16 protein-coding genes and 2 pseudogenes are annotated in these 15,205 nt (G+C 66.6%); 14 read left to right on the top strand and 4 right to left on the bottom strand.

Translation table 11 applies throughout. The features are described 5' to 3' along the window. Positions 1–15 precede the first annotated feature (15 nt). Positions 16–387: pseudogene (locus ACQY5A_RS23395) on the top strand (SRPBCC family protein); the annotation flags it as partial. On the opposite strand, the gene ACQY5A_RS23390 reads toward ACQY5A_RS23395, so the two are convergent. Next, on the bottom strand, positions 384–689 hold the full coding sequence (locus ACQY5A_RS23390) for a hypothetical protein (protein WP_428342644.1): 306 nt from the start codon (positions 687–689) through the stop codon (positions 384–386). The pseudogene ACQY5A_RS23395 and the gene ACQY5A_RS23390 sit on opposite strands and share 4 nt — an antisense overlap. Positions 690–709: 20 nt before the next feature. Next, a complete protein-coding gene (locus ACQY5A_RS23385; RefSeq protein WP_428342643.1) occupies positions 710–1,459 on the bottom strand; it encodes an enoyl-CoA hydratase/isomerase family protein in 750 nt (249 codons plus the stop codon). Between the two features lie 201 nt (positions 1,460–1,660). Here ACQY5A_RS23385 and clpB point away from each other — a divergent pair, with 201 nt between their 5' ends. From clpB to msrB, 11 genes are all read left to right on the top strand, one after another. Then, a complete protein-coding gene (clpB, locus tag ACQY5A_RS23380) occupies positions 1,661–4,207 on the top strand; it encodes an ATP-dependent chaperone ClpB (RefSeq protein WP_428342642.1) in 2,547 nt (848 codons plus the stop codon). A 165-nt stretch (positions 4,208–4,372) separates the two neighbouring features. Further along, a complete protein-coding gene (locus tag ACQY5A_RS23375; RefSeq protein ID WP_428342641.1) occupies positions 4,373–4,753 on the top strand; it encodes a hypothetical protein in 381 nt (126 codons plus the stop codon). Between the two features lie 124 nt (positions 4,754–4,877). Beyond that, positions 4,878–5,189 carry a protein UsfY gene (usfY, locus tag ACQY5A_RS23370; protein WP_428342640.1) on the top strand — a complete coding sequence of 104 codons (312 nt, stop codon included), beginning with the start codon at positions 4,878–4,880 and terminating at the stop codon, positions 5,187–5,189. 213 nt (positions 5,190–5,402) lie between these two features. After that, the gene (ttfA, locus tag ACQY5A_RS23365) at positions 5,403–6,248 is read left to right on the top strand and encodes a trehalose monomycolate transport factor TtfA (RefSeq protein ID WP_428342639.1); all 846 of its coding nucleotides are present in this window, start codon (positions 5,403–5,405) and stop codon (positions 6,246–6,248) included. A 35-nt stretch (positions 6,249–6,283) separates the two neighbouring features. Continuing rightward, entirely contained in the window at positions 6,284–7,063 is a 780-nt protein-coding gene (locus tag ACQY5A_RS23360; protein WP_428342638.1) for an SDR family NAD(P)-dependent oxidoreductase, read from the top strand. Continuing rightward, a complete protein-coding gene (gene pyrE, locus ACQY5A_RS23355) occupies positions 7,050–7,589 on the top strand; it encodes an orotate phosphoribosyltransferase (RefSeq protein ID WP_428342637.1) in 540 nt (179 codons plus the stop codon). Before ACQY5A_RS23360 ends, pyrE begins: the two co-directional genes overlap by 14 nt. Before the next feature lie 5 nt (positions 7,590–7,594). Beyond that, positions 7,595–8,275: a hypothetical protein gene (locus ACQY5A_RS23350; RefSeq protein WP_428342636.1), complete on the top strand. Its 681-nt coding sequence runs from the start codon at positions 7,595–7,597 to the stop codon at positions 8,273–8,275. Then, the gene (locus ACQY5A_RS23345) at positions 8,272–8,919 is read left to right on the top strand and encodes a TrmH family RNA methyltransferase (protein ID WP_428342635.1); all 648 of its coding nucleotides are present in this window, start codon (positions 8,272–8,274) and stop codon (positions 8,917–8,919) included. The genes ACQY5A_RS23350 and ACQY5A_RS23345 overlap by 4 nt, the downstream gene beginning before the upstream one ends. Positions 8,920–8,935: 16 nt before the next feature. Continuing rightward, positions 8,936–10,066, top strand: coding sequence for a glycoside hydrolase family 76 protein (locus ACQY5A_RS23340; RefSeq protein ID WP_428342634.1), 1,131 nt, complete (start codon positions 8,936–8,938; stop codon positions 10,064–10,066). Then, positions 10,059–11,408 carry a 3-oxoacid CoA-transferase gene (locus tag ACQY5A_RS23335; protein ID WP_428342633.1) on the top strand — a complete coding sequence of 450 codons (1,350 nt, stop codon included), beginning with the start codon at positions 10,059–10,061 and terminating at the stop codon, positions 11,406–11,408. The genes ACQY5A_RS23340 and ACQY5A_RS23335 overlap by 8 nt, the downstream gene beginning before the upstream one ends. A 27-nt stretch (positions 11,409–11,435) precedes the next feature. After that, on the top strand, positions 11,436–11,957 hold the full coding sequence (gene msrB, locus ACQY5A_RS23330) for a peptide-methionine (R)-S-oxide reductase MsrB (protein WP_428342632.1): 522 nt from the start codon (positions 11,436–11,438) through the stop codon (positions 11,955–11,957). Positions 11,958–11,968: 11 nt separating this feature from the next. Here msrB and ACQY5A_RS23325 read toward each other — a convergent pair whose 3' ends face one another. Continuing rightward, the gene (locus ACQY5A_RS23325) at positions 11,969–12,622 is read right to left on the bottom strand and encodes a DedA family protein (protein WP_428343309.1); all 654 of its coding nucleotides are present in this window, start codon (positions 12,620–12,622) and stop codon (positions 11,969–11,971) included. Positions 12,623–12,752: 130 nt separating this feature from the next. Here ACQY5A_RS23325 and fbaA point away from each other — a divergent pair. Then, positions 12,753–13,788: pseudogene (gene fbaA / locus ACQY5A_RS23320) on the top strand (class II fructose-bisphosphate aldolase). A 37-nt stretch (positions 13,789–13,825) separates the two neighbouring features. Here the strand turns inward: fbaA and ACQY5A_RS23315 are convergent. Next, a complete protein-coding gene (locus ACQY5A_RS23315) occupies positions 13,826–14,677 on the bottom strand; it encodes a hypothetical protein (protein WP_428342631.1) in 852 nt (283 codons plus the stop codon). 109 nt (positions 14,678–14,786) lie between these two features. On the opposite strand from ACQY5A_RS23315, the gene ACQY5A_RS23310 reads away from it, so the two are divergent. Beyond that, a complete protein-coding gene (locus ACQY5A_RS23310) occupies positions 14,787–15,203 on the top strand; it encodes a DUF3151 domain-containing protein (RefSeq protein WP_428342630.1) in 417 nt (138 codons plus the stop codon). Positions 15,204–15,205: the final 2 nt, after the last annotated feature.

The raw sequence follows: 15,205 nt of genomic DNA, 5'->3' as shown, positions 1-15,205 counted from the left end.
AAATGGGTCTGGCGAGCGCTGACCACGCCGGAGTTGATGGCGCGATGGCTGATGGAGCCCACTGGGTTCGCTCCGGTGGTCGGGACGCGTTTCACCTTCCGGACCCAACCCATGCCCGCGGCGGACTTCTCCGGGGAGATCGCGTGCGAGGTGATCGAGGTGGTGGACGGCCAGCGACTGACCGTCAGCTGGACCGATGCCCACACTGGGCGGCCCGCTGGCTGGCTGGTGTCATGGACACTGCACACAGAAGGCAGCGGCACGCGAGTTATTCTGCGGCACAGTGGTTTTGATCCTGACGACGAAGGCCAGCGGGGTGCGCGGACCGTCATGGGCAAGGTCTGGATCCGGACCCTCGGCCAGCTCGGATCAGCACTCGACGGCTAGCGCGTCCGACGCAGTACCCAGGCCGGAACCCAATGCGCGACGGTCTTGCGCTTGGACCCGTAGGCGATCGGATAGCTCACCAACCCCCACCAGTCGCCCTGCTCGCAGATGCCCCAACAGCTCAGCTGACCTTCGACGACCTTGTGCAGCTGCAAACCGTTCGGGTGATACCGACCGCGGCGATGCGGCTCGCGGGGAAACAGCACGGTCAGATCGATCAGCACCCTGATGGGCGGCCGCACCACCCGAAACGGGTTGCGCACCGGCTGACCGTTGTATCCGATCGATGCGAGGTCACCCACCGATCGATCATACGTTCGAATCAGAGCTCAGGTTGAGGGTCCGGCGTTTCAGGCGCGGCATTGAAGCGTGCGGAGAGGCTGACCAGGTCGCCCTCGGCGAACGTGGGATCGCCGGACGCGCGGCTGTAAGCACGAAACTGCGTTTTGCTGGTGTGCAGCGCGTAGTCGGGTTTGGCGACGATGAGGTCGACCAGCGCCTGTGTTGCGTCGTCGAGCTCGTCGGCTTCTGCCAATCGGTGGACGAGCGACATCTGGTGCGCGGTCTGGGCGTCGATCCGGTCGGCGAGCAGCACGATCTCGCGTGCTCGCGCGGCACCGACCTCGGCGATCAGTCGAGGTATCGTGCCCCAGGTCATCGGCACACCGAGGTCGACCTCGGGCAGCCTGAACACGGTGCCGGTGGCGGCGATGCGGAAATCGCAGGCTAGCGCAAGCGCGAATCCGCCGCCGACCACATGTCCGTGCAGCCGCGCGATCGTCACCACTTCGCAATCGGCGATCGCCTGGCAGGCGCGGTACCCGATCTGTGAGTGGTAGCGGCGTTCCCGGCCGCTGGTGCCCGCGAATCCGGGTGGTCTGCGGAGATCGGCGCCAGCGCAGAACGCGCGGCCACGCCCGCCGAGAACAACCGCCTTCAGATCGAACCGCTGCTGAAGCCGGGTGTACAGATCCGTCACCTCCAGCAGCGCGTCGTCGTCGAGGGAGTTGAGCGAGTCGGGGCGGTTGAGTTCGACCCGCAGTATCGGCCCGTCCTCGTTGATCGCCAGCATTCGATACCACCTTTCGCCGATGCGTTCGTGCGGTCGGCGGCGAGCTGTAACACAGCAACGTCACCCGACCTCAGTCTGGCGGAAATCCGTCAAAATTCGTTAGAGTTGAGCGGAACAGACTCAACCTTGACGGCGTTGAACAACGCGACAAGCATTTTTAGCGGGCCCATAGGTCCGTCATGACTGAGAAACGGAGGTGTCGTGGACTCTTTCAACCCGACAACCAAGACGCAGGCGGTGCTGACATCGGCGCTGCAGGCGGCCAGTGCCGCCGGCAACCCCGAGATCAGGCCGGCTCACCTGCTGCTCGCCCTGCTTACGCAGAACGACGGGATCGCCGCGCCGCTGTTGGAGGCTGTCGGCGTCGAGCCCGCCACCGTCCGCGCCGAAGCGCAACGCATCCTGGACCGGCTGCCGCAAGCCAGCGGTGCCAACTCGCAACCGCAGCTGTCACGCGAATCGCTGGCAGCCATCACCACCGCGCAGCAGTTGGCCACCGAGATGGACGACGAGTACGTCTCCACCGAGCACCTGATGGTGGGCCTGGCCACCGGCGACTCTGAGGTCGCCAAACTGCTTACCGGTCACGGCGCATCGCCGCAGGCGTTGCGCGAGGCGTTCGTGAAGGTCCGCGGCAGCGCCCGGGTCACCAACCCCGACCCCGAGGCCACCTATCAGGCGCTGGAGAAGTACTCCACCGACCTGACCGAGCGCGCCCGGGAAGGCAAGCTCGACCCAGTCATCGGACGGGACAACGAGATTCGTCGCGTCGTCCAGGTGCTGAGCCGCCGCACCAAGAACAACCCGGTGCTGATCGGTGAGCCCGGTGTCGGCAAGACCGCGATCGTGGAGGGCCTGGCCCAGCGCATCGTCGACGGCGATGTCCCCGAAAGCCTGCGTGACAAGACGGTCGTCTCGCTCGACCTGGGTTCGATGGTCGCGGGCGCCAAATACCGCGGCGAATTCGAGGAACGGCTCAAGGCTGTTCTCGACGACATCAAGAACTCCGCCGGGCAGATCATCACGTTCATCGACGAGCTGCACACCATCGTCGGCGCCGGTGCGTCCGGCGAAGGTGCGATGGACGCCGGAAACATGATCAAGCCGATGCTGGCCCGCGGCGAACTGCGACTGGTCGGGGCCACCACGCTCGACGAGTACCGCAAGTACATCGAAAAGGACGCCGCATTGGAGCGGCGCTTCCAGCAGGTGTTTGTCGGCGAGCCGTCGGTGGAGGACACCGTCGGCATCCTGCGCGGGTTGAAGGACCGCTACGAGGTGCACCACGGCGTGCGCATCACCGACTCCGCGCTGGTCGCGGCCGCGACGCTGTCCGACCGCTACATCACCGCCCGCTTCCTGCCGGACAAGGCGATCGACCTGGTCGACGAGGCGGCGAGCCGGCTGAAGATGGAGATCGACTCGCGGCCCGTCGAGGTCGACGAGGTAGAGCGCTTGGTGCGTCGACTCGAGATCGAAGAGATGGCGCTGGCCAAGGAAGAAGATGCGGCGTCCAAAGACCGGCTGGAAAAGCTGCGCTCCGAGCTGGCTGACCAAAAGGAGAAGCTGGCCGAGCTGACCACCCGGTGGCAGAACGAGAAGAACGCCATCGACGTCGTCCGCGAACTCAAGGAACAGCTGGACACCTTGCGCGGCGAATCCGAGCGCGCCGAGCGGGACGGCGATTTGGCCAAGGCCGCCGAACTGCGCTACGGGCGCATCCCGGAAGTCGAGAAGAAGCTCGACGCCATCGATACGACCGCTCGAGCTCACGAATCTCAAATGCTCAAGGAAGAGGTCGGCCCCGACGACATCGCCGATGTGGTGTCGGCATGGACGGGCATCCCGGCCGGACGGCTGCTGGAAGGCGAGACCGCCAAGCTGCTGCGGATGGAAGACGAGCTGGGCAAGCGTGTCGTCGGGCAGCGCAAGGCCGTCGCGGCGGTGTCGGATGCGGTGCGCCGCACCCGGGCCGGGGTCGCCGACCCCAACCGGCCGACCGGTTCGTTCCTGTTCCTCGGGCCCACCGGTGTCGGTAAGACCGAGCTGGCCAAGGCGCTGGCCGACTTCCTGTTCGACGACGAGCGGGCCATGGTCCGCATCGACATGAGCGAGTACGGCGAGAAGCACTCGGTGGCCCGCCTGGTCGGTGCGCCTCCTGGCTACGTCGGCTACGACCAGGGCGGTCAGCTGACCGAGGCGGTTCGCCGCCGGCCCTACACCGTCGTGTTGTTCGACGAGGTGGAAAAGGCCCACCCGGATGTTTTCGACGTGCTGCTGCAGGTTCTCGACGAGGGCCGGCTGACCGACGGGCAGGGCCGCACGGTCGACTTCCGCAGCACCATCCTGATCCTGACGTCCAACCTGGGGTCGGGCGGCACGGAGGAGCAGGTGATGGCCGCGGTGCGCTCGGCGTTCAAGCCCGAGTTCATCAACCGTCTCGACGACGTGCTGATCTTCGAGGGCCTTCAGCCCGACGAACTGGTCCGCATCGTCGACATCCAGCTCGAGCAGCTGGCCAAGCGGTTGGCCCAACGACGGCTGCAGCTGGAGGTGTCGCTGCCGGCCAAGGAGTGGCTGTCCAAGCGCGGGTTCGACCCGGTCTACGGCGCCCGTCCGCTGCGGCGGCTGGTGCAGCAGGCCATCGGTGACCAGCTGGCGAAGATGCTACTGGCGGGTGACGTGCAGGACGGCGACGTGGTGCCGGTCAACGTCAGCGCCGACGGCGACTCGCTGGTGCTGGGCTAAGACTCGCCCAAAGAATCGCGCTCGCGAATCTTTCGCGGGCGCGATTCTCTGCTCTGCCAGCATGGGCCCGACAATTGCAATCCAGGCGATAGGTGGGGTGCACGCGAGACAACAATTGTTCAATCTCATTCCATCAAAGTCATCCCGAGACCTACGCTTATTGCCGTGACGCAAATCCTGTTGCGGGCTGTTGTACTTCTGGGATCGTGGGCAGCCGGACTGCTATTGGCGGTGCGGGTTGTTCCCGGCGTTTCGTTGTCGTTGCCCGGGTTCGTCGTCGCCATTGTGGCGTTCTCGGTGGCGCAGGCGATCCTGTCGCTATCGATCTTGAAGTTGCCGCACGCGTACGCGTCGCTGCTGTTGGGCGGCAGCGGCCTGGCCTTGACCATCGGCGCGCTGAGTCTCGCTTCACTATCGACTCACGGGCTCACCATCCGCGGCTTTGCATCATGGGTAGCCACAACGCTTGTGGTGTGGCTCGTGACAACGGTCGGGGCGATTTCGTTGCCCGAGTTGTTCGCCCGCGATGAGGCCAGCGCGAGCTGAGCAAATCAAGGCGAACGTACCCCAAAGTTATGCGATTGCGGCTGTCGGCCGGCGCCGAATTCGGTATCGGGGAGTCTGCCGGGTGAGTAATATTTGTTCATCTCGTCCGTCCACGGAGGGAGGCATGGTGGGAGACACGCATCACGATCCGACAGACCATTCCCGGACCACTCAACCACACGCGGGAATCGTGATGAAGGACAACTTCTTCTGGCCCGGCTTCGTTCTGCTGGCCGTGGCGGTGTCCGGGATGATCAGCACGGTGGCAGCAGCCGCCTACCGACATTACGAGTGGCTGGCCACGACAGTGCTCGTCGCCGTGCTCGGAACAATCGCCGGAGCGCTGTGGTTCGTCGTGGAATTTCGCCGGGTGTCCCGCATCGAAGAGCAGTACGCCGCGCACCCCGAGAACTCGCCGGGCAAGCTAGCCATTTGACGCCTAAGCAGGTGCGCGCTGGGTCAGCCAGGTATGGCGTCGTCCGCGAAGTACGGGGCGTGGGCCGCCGCTGACCCCCGCCCGCGTCGTCGCCGCGGGGGAGTCTTGGTCCGGCTCCTCCGCGGGCGTCGCCGAACGGGTAGCAAACTTTAATTCGGTTGTGACCTGCTGGCATTCTCGCTTGGGGGTCAAGAGCAGCTAGGCTACGTGGCGATGGTTCCCCTCTGGTTTACGCTCTCCGCGCTCTGCTTCGTCGGCGCGGCGGTGTTGCTGTACGTCGACATCGACCGCCGCCGCGGCCGAGGCCGGCGCCGCAAGTCGTGGGCACGTTCGCACGGATTCGATTACGAGCAGGAATCCACCGAGATCCTCAAGCGCTGGAAGCGCGGCGTGATGTCGACCGTCGGCAGCAGTATCCCGGCGCGCAACGTCGTGCTCGGCCAGATCCGCGGCGAGGCGGTCTTCATCTTCGACCTCGAAGAAGTCGCGACCGTGATCGCCCTGCACCGCAAGGTCGGCACCAACGTCGTCGTCGACGTGCGGCTCAAGGGCCTCAAAGAGCCTCGCGAGAACGACATTTGGCTGCTCGGCGCGATCGGGCCGCGGATGGTGTACTCCACCAACCTGGACGCCGCCCGTCGCGCATGCGACCGCCGGATGGTCACCTTCGCGCACACCGCGCCCGACTGCGCCGAGATCATGTGGAACGAGCAGAACTGGACGCTGGTCAGCATGCCGATCGGCAGCACCCGCGCCCAGTGGGACGAAGGCCTGCGCACGGTGCGCCAGTTCAACGACCTGCTGCGGGTGCTGCCGCCGGTGCCGCAGTCGACGCCGACAACCGATGCGCCGCAAGCCTCAGCACGCCGCAAGGCGGCCCCCAGCCGTCCGCTGGCCCCCGCTGGTCGCAGCGAGACTCCGCAGCGCCACGCCGAAACCCCCACCCGCGAATCCGGTTCCACGACTCGCGCCGCGACTCCGCCGCCCGCCCGTCAAGAGCCGGGCCACCGCCCGCCGACCGGCCGGAACGGTCACCAGGCCTCACATCACCAACGCTGAGTCAGAGCCGTACCAACGCTAAGTACACTGACGCCGTGCCTCGCCGCGTCGCCCTGATCACCGGGCCCACCTCCGGAATCGGCGAGGGTTTCGCTCGCCGCTACGCCGCCGACGGCTACGACGTCGTCCTGGTGTCCCGCGACGCCGACCGGCTCAATCAACTGGCCGCCGAACTGTCCAACGAGGGCGGCTGCAACGTCGAAGTGCTTCCGGCCGATCTCGCCGACGCCGCCGGCCGGGACAAGGTGGCCGAGCGGTTGGGCTCCGGTGGTATCGATGTACTGGTGAACAATGCCGGCTTCGGCACATCCGGCGAATTCTGGACCGCTGACCCCTCGATGCTGCAGCAGCAGCTCGACGTCAATGTCACCGCGATCATGCAACTGACCCGGGCCGCACTGCCGGCAATGATCGACAGGGCCGACGGCACGGTCATCAACGTCTCGAGTGTGGCCGGCCTGCTGTCCGGTCGCGGATCGACTTACTCGGCCTCGAAGGCGTACGTCGTGTCGTTCACCGAAGGTCTGGCCGTTGGACTGCGTGGCACCGGCGTCGGGATACACGTCGTGTGCCCGGGCTACGTGCACACCGAATTCCACGACCGGGCCGGCATCGACATGACATCCCTGCCGTCGTTCATGTGGCTCGAGGTCGACGACGTGGTCCGGGAGACCCTCGCCGAGGTGGCCCGCGGCAACACGCTGATCATCCCCGGGCTGCAATACAAAGCGATCACCACCGTTACCCGGATGGTGCCGCGAACACTGTCACGCGCCGTCACAAGTGTCTTTGGTCGGGGCCGTGGGCGCACCTGAGCTCGCCGAATTGGCCGCCCTGGTCAGCCAATTGGCGGTCGTGCACGGGCGGGTCACGCTGTCGTCGGGTAAGGAAGCCGACTACTACGTCGACCTGCGCCGGGCTACCCTGCACCATCGGGCCGCCCCGCTGATCGGCCGGCTGGTCCGCGAGCTGACCGCGGACTGGGATTACGCCGCGGTCGGCGGCCTCACCCTGGGCGCCGACCCCGTCGCCACCGCCGTCATGCACGCACCTGGCCGCCCGATCGACGCTTACGTCGTGCGGAAATCAGTGAAAACCCATGGCATGCAACGCCTTGTCGAAGGACCGGACATCGCCGGCCAGCGGGTGCTGGTCGTCGAGGACACCAGCACCACCGGTGGGTCGGCGCTGACCGCGGTGCGGGCGGTGCTGGAAGCCGGCGCGGAGGTCGTCGGCGTGGCGACCGTCGTCGACCGGGCCACGGGTGCTGCCGAAGCCATTGAGGCCGAGGGTTTTCCGTACCGCAGCGTGCTGGGGTTGGCGGACCTCGGGCTGAGTTAGTCACCGTGCGCACTGTCATCGCGATGATCGCGGCGTTCGCGCTGATCTGCGCTTGTTCGAATCCGGCTGCCCGGCAACAGGTTTACGGCGCCGGAACCGCGCGGCTCGGTGAATCGCTGGCGGTGCTGGGCTGGAACACGTCGGTATCGAACCTGCGTTGGCAAGACGACTACGTGCTCGTCGACGTCGATGCGGCGCCGACCGACCCGGCCAAACCGCATTCCGACCCGAACGCCGCGGTCGCCTATGCGGCGGCGTTCCCGGTCGGCGTGCTGCCGACCAACGAAAGCGACACCGGGCTGCTCGTCAGGACCACCAGTGTGGCCGCCTGGCGGGCCGACGGGTCTCAGCTCAGCCAGGCATCGCTCGGCGACCCGGCTGCGTTCAACGGCAGCGGCTACATGCTGCTCGGCCTGCAGGTCGACACCATCGCGGCCAAGTATCGCGACGACTCCACCGCCCGGGGCGGGCCGATGATGCTGCTCGCCTCACCGACTCTGCCACCGCCGGGCCTGAACCCCGCCTGCACGACCTACGGGGCGTCGGTACTGGTCCTGCCCGAGGCGTCGCTGGACTCGGTGCACCTCAACGCATCGCTGTGCACCCAGGGCGATCTCAACGCCGCGCTGCTGTACGCGACGGTCTCGATCGTGGGCACCCACGCCGCGGTGTGGACCATGCGGTGACCGAGCCCGGGCCCACGGAATGGGCGCTGCCGTCAACCGGTGGCGTCGGCCCCTGGGAGGGCCCGCTACCCGACGATCCGCGGTATGACCCTGAGTTGCTGCGCGACGGCGACACCCGCAACGTTGTCGACGCCTACCGATACTGGACGCGGGAGGCGATCGTCGCCGACATAGACAAACGCCGTCACGCGCTCCATGTCGCGATCGAGAACTTCGGCCAGGACGCCAACATCGGCGGAGTGGTGCGCGCCGCCAACGCGTTCGCCGTGGACACCGTGCACATCGTCGGCCGGCGCCGGTGGAATCGTCGCGGCGCCATGGTCACTGACCGCTACCAGCGTCTGCAGCATCACGACGACACCGCCGCGTTGCTGCGCTGCGCCGCGGACGCGGGCCTGACGGTGGTCGCTGTCGACATCGTGCCGGGTGCCGCGCGGCTGGAGCGGACCACACTGCCGCGGAACTGCCTGCTGCTGTTCGGTCAGGAAGGCCCCGGCATCAGCGACGACGCCCGTGACGGTGCCGCGCTGACCGTCTCCATCGCCCAGTTCGGGTCGACGCGCAGCATCAACGTCGCCGTCGCGGCGGGCATCGCGATGCACACCTGGATCAGCCAACACGCCGAACTCGGCCAGGCCTGGTAGGGCAGGATCACCAGATATGGATCAGGTATGGGTCAACCGGGCGGTCAGCGCGGAGGCCGCTGTTGCTGGTCGGCATCTGAAAAAGCTGTGGGCGCTGCCCGGGACTCAACTCGGCGTAGTGGCGTGGCCACCCACGCGGCGCGACAAATGGTTCGGCGGCTGGCACTACTGGTGGCAGGCGCACCTGCTGGACTGCCTGGTCGACGCCGAGCAGCGCGACCCGCAGCCCGAACGGCGCATCAAGATCCAACGGCAGATCCGCGCGCACCGACTGCGTAACAACGGATCCTGGGTCAACAACTACTACGACGACATGGCCTGGCTGGCGCTGTCGCTGGAGCGGGCGTCGCGGATCGCGGACGTCGACCGCGGGCGCGCGCTGCGCAAGCTCAACGACCAACTGGTCAACGCGTGGGTCCCCGAGGACGGCGGCGGAATCCCGTGGCGCAAGCAGGACCAGTTCTTCAACGCCCCGGCCAACGGCCCGGCGGGGCTGTTCCTGGCCCGTTACGGCGACCGGCTGCGGCGCGCCCAGCAGATGGCGGACTGGATCGACGAGACCCTGATCGACCCCGAGTCGCACCTGGTGTTCGACGGCATCAAGGCCGGCTCGCTGGTCCGCGCGCAGTACACCTACTGCCAGGGAGTGGTGCTCGGCCTGGAGACCGAGTTGGCCGCGCGCACGCACGACGAGCGGCACGCGCCGCGGGTGCATCGCCTGGTCGCCGCGGTCGACCAGCACATGGCGGCCGGCGGGGTGCTGCGCGGCACCGGCGGCGGCGACGGTGGGCTGTTCTCCGGCATCACCGCCCGCTACCTGGCGTTCGTCGCCACCGGCCTGCCCGGCGATTCGGCCGCCGATGTCACCGCCCGCGAGACCGCCCGCGAGCTGGTGCTGTCGTCGGCGCAGGCCGCCTGGGACAACCGCCAGTCGGTGGAAGGACTGCCACTGTTCGGCCCGTCCTGGGATGAGACCGCTGAGTTGCCGACGGCCGGTGGGCAGCAGGCGCAGTTCGTCGCCGGCGCCGTCACCGCATCGGAGATCCCCGAGCGCGATCTGTCGGTGCAGCTGTCCGGTTGGATGTTGATGGAGGCCGCCTACGCCGTGACCGCCGGCGTTGTCGATGAAGGGAATAGCGATGAGTAAAGTGCATGCCGATGCCCAGTCGGCGCTGAACGGCCTGCTGAAGGACGGAATCACCATCGCCGCAGGCGGTTTCGGACTGTGCGGGATTCCGGAAAACCTGATTCAGGCGTTGGTGGACAGCGGCGTCAACGATCTCACCATCGTCGGAAACAACGCCGGCGTCGACGATTTCGGCATGGGGCTGCTACTCAAGGCGCGTCAGGTGAGCAAGGTGATCGCCTCCTACGTGGGCGAGAACAAGGAGTTCGAGCGCCAGGTGTTGGCCGGTGAACTGGACCTCGTGCTGACGCCGCAGGGGACTCTCGCCGAGAAGCTAAGGGCCGGCGGCGCAGGCATTCCCGGCTTCTACACCCGCACGGCATTCGGCACCAACCTCGCCGAGGGCAAAGACACCCGGGTCTTCAACGACACCGAATACGTTCTGGAAGAAGGTATTCGGGCTGATGTGGCCATCGTCAAAGCCTGGAAAGGGGATAAGGCGGGCAACCTGATCTACCGCAAGACGGCTCGCAACTTCAACCCGATGATCGCCACCTGCGGCACGGTGACCATTGCCGAGGTGGAAGAACTCGTCGAGGTCGGCGAGCTGGACCCCGACCTGGTCCACACCCCCGGCATCTACGTCGACCGGATCATCGAAGGCGCGGGCTACGAGAAGCGCATCGAATTCCGCACCACCAGCGGCGGCGCGGCGTTGAAGAACGACAGCCCGATCCGCGAGCGGATGGCCCAGCGCGCCGCCCAAGAGCTGCGCGACGGCTACTACGTCAACCTGGGCATCGGCATTCCGACCTTGGTCGCCAACTACATCCCCGACGGAATCAAGGTCACGCTGCAGTCCGAGAACGGTCTGCTCGGCATCGGCGCCTACCCGACCGAGGACGCCGTCGACCCCGACCTCGTCAACGCCGGCAAACAGACCGTCACCAGCCTGCCCGGGTCGAGCTTTTTCAGCAGCGCCGACTCGTTTGCGATGATCCGCGGCGGCCACATCGACCTGTCCATCCTGGGCGGCCTCGAGGTCGCCGAAACCGGCGACCTGGCCAACTGGATGGTGCCGGGCAAGATGGTCAAAGGCCCCGGCGGGGCAATGGATCTGGTGTCCGGCGTCAAGCGGGTGATCGTCGTGATGGACCACACCGCCAGGGACGGTAGCCCGAAAATCCTCAAGCAGTGCTCGCTGCCGGTCACCGGCAAGGCCGTGGTCGACATGATCATCACCGACCTGTGCGTCTTCGACGTCGAGCCTGATCATGGTCTGACGTTGATCGAACTGCAGCCCGGGGTCACCGTCGCCGACGTCCGCGCCAAGACGGGCTGCGATTTCACGGTCGCCGTCTGACGGCCGCACGTGGCTATGGTGGAAAAGATGACGACACCACACAGCCCGGTCCTGAGCCGGCGGCAGGTCTTGTTCGGCACCGCCGTGGCCGGCGCTCTCGCCGCCACCGGATCGGTGCTGGCGTGCACCGCATCGGGTGCGCCGAAAACACCCGCGAAGACGTTCGACGTCAACCACTCCGACGTGGAGTGGCACCAGCTGCTGAACGCACAGCAGTACGACGTGCTGCGCAATGCGGGCACCGAGCAGCCCTACAGCAGCCCGCTGAACGACGAGCATCGGACCGGGACCTTCACCTGTGCCGGCTGCGCGCAGGACCTGTTCTCGTCGACGACCAAGTTCGACAGCGGCACCGGGTGGCCGAGCTTCTACCGGGTCCTCAACAACGCCGTCCTCGAGCAGCAGGACAACAGCATGGGAATGGCGCGCACCGAAGTGCTGTGCAGCCGCTGCGGCGGGCACCTCGGCCACGTCTTCAACGACGGGCCAGCGCCCACGGGATTGCGCTACTGCATGAACGGGGTCGCGATGGGCTTCCGCGCGGCCTAGCCGCGCCCGTGTCAGTCGGCGACGGTCACCGTCTTGTCGTCGCGGGCTGCCCGACGGCGTTTCAGGTACGCCCGGCCGGTGGCGATGAACGCCGGCAGCATCGACACGAACAAGATGCCCAGGACGATCTTTTCCAGGTTCTGGTGGATGAGCGGCACATTTCCGAGGAAGTAGCCGGCGACCGTGACGCCGCCACCCCACAGCACGCCGCCGACGATGTCGAACGCCAGGTACACCGGGTAGCGCATGTAGGACACCCCGGCAACCACCGGCGTGAAGGTCCGGACGAACGGCATGAAGCGGGCCAGGATGATCGCCGCGGGCCCGTATTTCTCGAAGAAGGCGTGCGACTCGGTTACGTGATGCTGCTTGAAGAAGCGCGAGTCTTCCTTCTTGAACAGCGCGGGCCCGATCCGGCGGCCGATGAAGTAGCCGGTCTGATCGCCGAGCACCGCGGTCAATGCAACGGCCGGGGCCAGCACCCAGATGTCGAGCGTGCCGTGCGCGGCCAGCAGACCACCGGTGAACAGCAGCGACTCACCAGGGAGCAGGGGAAACAGCAGACCCGTCTCGACGAAGACGATGGCCAGGATCGTCGGCAAGACGGCCGAAGCGAACAGTCCCTGAGGACCGATCCAGTACATCGGATCGAGGATGTTGGGCATAGCCACTAATGCTTCCTCGTGGATTTCACGTGTTTCAAGATACCGGTGCTGACGGCCGCCCTTCCCGGGCAGGCTGCGGACCCGCCGAAGGTATTGCGATACTGATGCCACACGTCAGGAAGGAAACCGCATGCCCATCGCAACGCCAGACGTCTACGCGGAGATGCTGCGACGCGCCAAGGACAACGAGTACGCCTTTCCGGCGATCAACTGCGTCGGCTCGGAATCCGTCAACGCCGCCATCAAGGGTTTCGCCGATGCCGGCAGCGACGGCATCATCCAGTTCTCCACCGGCGGAGCTGAATTCGCCTCCGGCCTGGGCGTCAAAGACATGGTCACCGGTGCGGTCGCGCTGGCCGAATTCGCCCATGTCATCGCGGCCAAGTACCCGATCAACGTGTCCCTGCACACCGACCACTGTCCCAAGGACAAGCTGGACACCTACGTGCGTCCGCTGCTGGCGATCTCGTCCGAGCGGGTGGCCGCCGGTCGGAACCCGCTGTTCCAGTCCCACATGTGGGACGGCTCGGCCGTGCCGATCGACGAGAATTTAGAGATCGCGCAGGAGCTGCTGAAGTTGGCCGCCGCCGCCAAGATCGTCCTCGAGGTCGAGATCGGCGTGGTGGGCGGCGAAGAAGACGGCGTCGAGGCCGAGATCAACGACAAGCTCTACACCACCCCCGAAGACTTCGAGAAGACCATCGACGCCTCTGGGCCACGGCGAGCACGGCCACTACCTGCTGGCCGCCACCTTCGGCAACGTTCACGGCGTCTACAAGCCGGGCAACGTCAAGCTGCGTCCCGACATCCTCGACCAGGGCCAGAAGGTGGCGTCGGCCAAGCTGGGCCTGACTGACGGCACCAAGCCGTTCGACTTCGTCTTCCACGGCGGCTCGGGCTCGGCGAAGTCGGAGATCGAAGAGGCGCTGCGCTACGGCGTGGTGAAGATGAACGTCGACACCGACACCCAGTACGCGTTCACCCGGCCGCTGGCCGCGCACATGTTCACCAACTACGACGGTGTGCTGAAGGTCGACGGCGAGGTGGGCAACAAGAAGGTTTATGACCCGCGCAGCTACCTCAAGAAGGCCGAAGCGGCGATGACCGAGCGGGTCGTGGAGGCCTGCGACGACCTGCACAGCAGCGGCAAGTCCGTCTCCAGCTGAGCCGGTGGCCCGGGACTGACCCGCTGCCCAATGAGCTTTAGCTGGAACTGGATTCGCAGATTTTCCACTGATCGTCGCGGTACTGCAGATCGAAGCTGCGAGTCGAGCGGGTTTGCGGCGCGTACGCCATGAACGCGGTGACGTTGGCTTCGGCGTGGGTTCCGTCGACGACCACCTGGTCGATGTTGGCGACGACGGGATACTGCTTGGCCGCCGCGACGCGGTGATAGGTGTCGCTCCACTCGCGCTGGTTGTAGTTGACGTAGTCGTCGCGCATGCTCCCGCAGGTGAGGCTGCGCAGCTTGGTCAGATCGCCGGTCTGCACGGCGGCGTCGAAGCTCTGAATGGTGTTGCGAACCTTGTCTTCCTGCGACGCGCTGGACGTTCTGGCCTTGCGGGTCAACAGCACGGTGCCCAGCACCGCGATCGCGGCCAGCGCCAGGATGATCAGGATCAGCGCCAGCACCCAACCCCAGCTCCGCTGACCTGACGGCCGGAACTTGGACCCCAGCCGAGGCGGAATCAGTTGCGGCGTAGCGGTTCTCGACTGCGGTTCGCCGGCGACGGGCTGCCTGCCCTGCGCGAAAACCTCGGTGGCCGGGTCGTTGGCCGCGTTGATGATCGCGGTTTCCTTGGCGTCGAAACCCGGGGCGGTGAAGCGACGTTCACCCGGCTGAAGGTGGGGGATCGGCGGCTGTTGCTCCAAACCGGCCGGTCCGATCACCTCGGTCGCGGGGTCCGCCCCGTGCGGGCTCTCGGTCGTTTTTTCGTCCGCGCCGGCTGCGGGTTCGACAGCGGTGTCGGCCTCGGATCGCACCGGGACACCCGCGGCGCCTGGGTCGGCCGAGTCCGAGGTGTTGTCGCGGTCAGACCCTGATGGATTGGGCATATGCGCTGCTGTCCTCTTCGGTTTCGAAATACCGTCTGAAGCTTAGCGACCCGACGGCAGTCATCGGCGTCATGGCACCCTCTGTTCCGTCGCACGGCACAATGGCGCCATGACGCCGATGCGAGATCTGCTGGGACCCGATCCGACCTTGTTGCCCGGTGACCCGGACGCCGAAGCCCAACTGGATGCCGGTGACAACCCGACCGCCGTCGCCGCGGCGCACCCGTCGGCGTCGGTCGCCTGGGCGGCGTTGGCCGAGGATGCGCTGGACGACGACAAGGCGATCACCGCCTACGCCTACGCCCGCACGGGTTATCACCGTGGCCTGGATCAGTTGCGCCGCAACGGGTGGAAGGGCTTCGGCCCGGTCCCGTTCTCCCACGAACCGAATCGGGGTTTCCTGCGATGCGTGGCGGCGCTGGCGCGTGCGGCCGACGCGATCGGTGAGACCGACGAGCAGGCGCGGTGTCTGGACCTGCTCGACGACTGCGACCCAGCCGCCCGCGAAGGCCTCGGCCTGAGTTAAAG

Origin of the sequence: Mycobacterium sp. (assembly GCF_965277065.1) — a bacterium.
Lineage (GTDB): Bacteria > Actinomycetota > Actinomycetes > Mycobacteriales > Mycobacteriaceae > Mycobacterium.
Note: the sequence above shows the minus strand (reverse complement) of the source record. Positions and strands in the feature narration are given on the sequence as shown.

What these genes read in the sequence shown, in the direction of transcription:
- ACQY5A_RS23385 (WP_428342643.1), bottom strand. Translation starts at nt 1,459, where the DNA reads ATGCTGGCGATCAACGAGGACGGGCCGATACTGCGGGTCGAACTCAAC.
- usfY (WP_428342640.1), top strand. Translation starts at nt 4,878, where the DNA reads ATGGTGGGAGACACGCATCACGATCCGACAGACCATTCCCGGACCACT.
- ttfA (WP_428342639.1), top strand. Translation starts at nt 5,403, where the DNA reads ATGGTTCCCCTCTGGTTTACGCTCTCCGCGCTCTGCTTCGTCGGCGCG.
- ACQY5A_RS23340 (WP_428342634.1), top strand. Translation starts at nt 8,936, where the DNA reads ATGGATCAGGTATGGGTCAACCGGGCGGTCAGCGCGGAGGCCGCTGTT.
- ACQY5A_RS23335 (WP_428342633.1), top strand. Translation starts at nt 10,059, where the DNA reads ATGAGTAAAGTGCATGCCGATGCCCAGTCGGCGCTGAACGGCCTGCTG.
- msrB (WP_428342632.1), top strand. Translation starts at nt 11,436, where the DNA reads ATGACGACACCACACAGCCCGGTCCTGAGCCGGCGGCAGGTCTTGTTC.
- ACQY5A_RS23325 (WP_428343309.1), bottom strand. Translation starts at nt 12,622, where the DNA reads ATGCCCAACATCCTCGATCCGATGTACTGGATCGGTCCTCAGGGACTG.
- ACQY5A_RS23315 (WP_428342631.1), bottom strand. Translation starts at nt 14,677, where the DNA reads ATGCCCAATCCATCAGGGTCTGACCGCGACAACACCTCGGACTCGGCC.
- ACQY5A_RS23310 (WP_428342630.1), top strand. Translation starts at nt 14,787, where the DNA reads ATGACGCCGATGCGAGATCTGCTGGGACCCGATCCGACCTTGTTGCCC.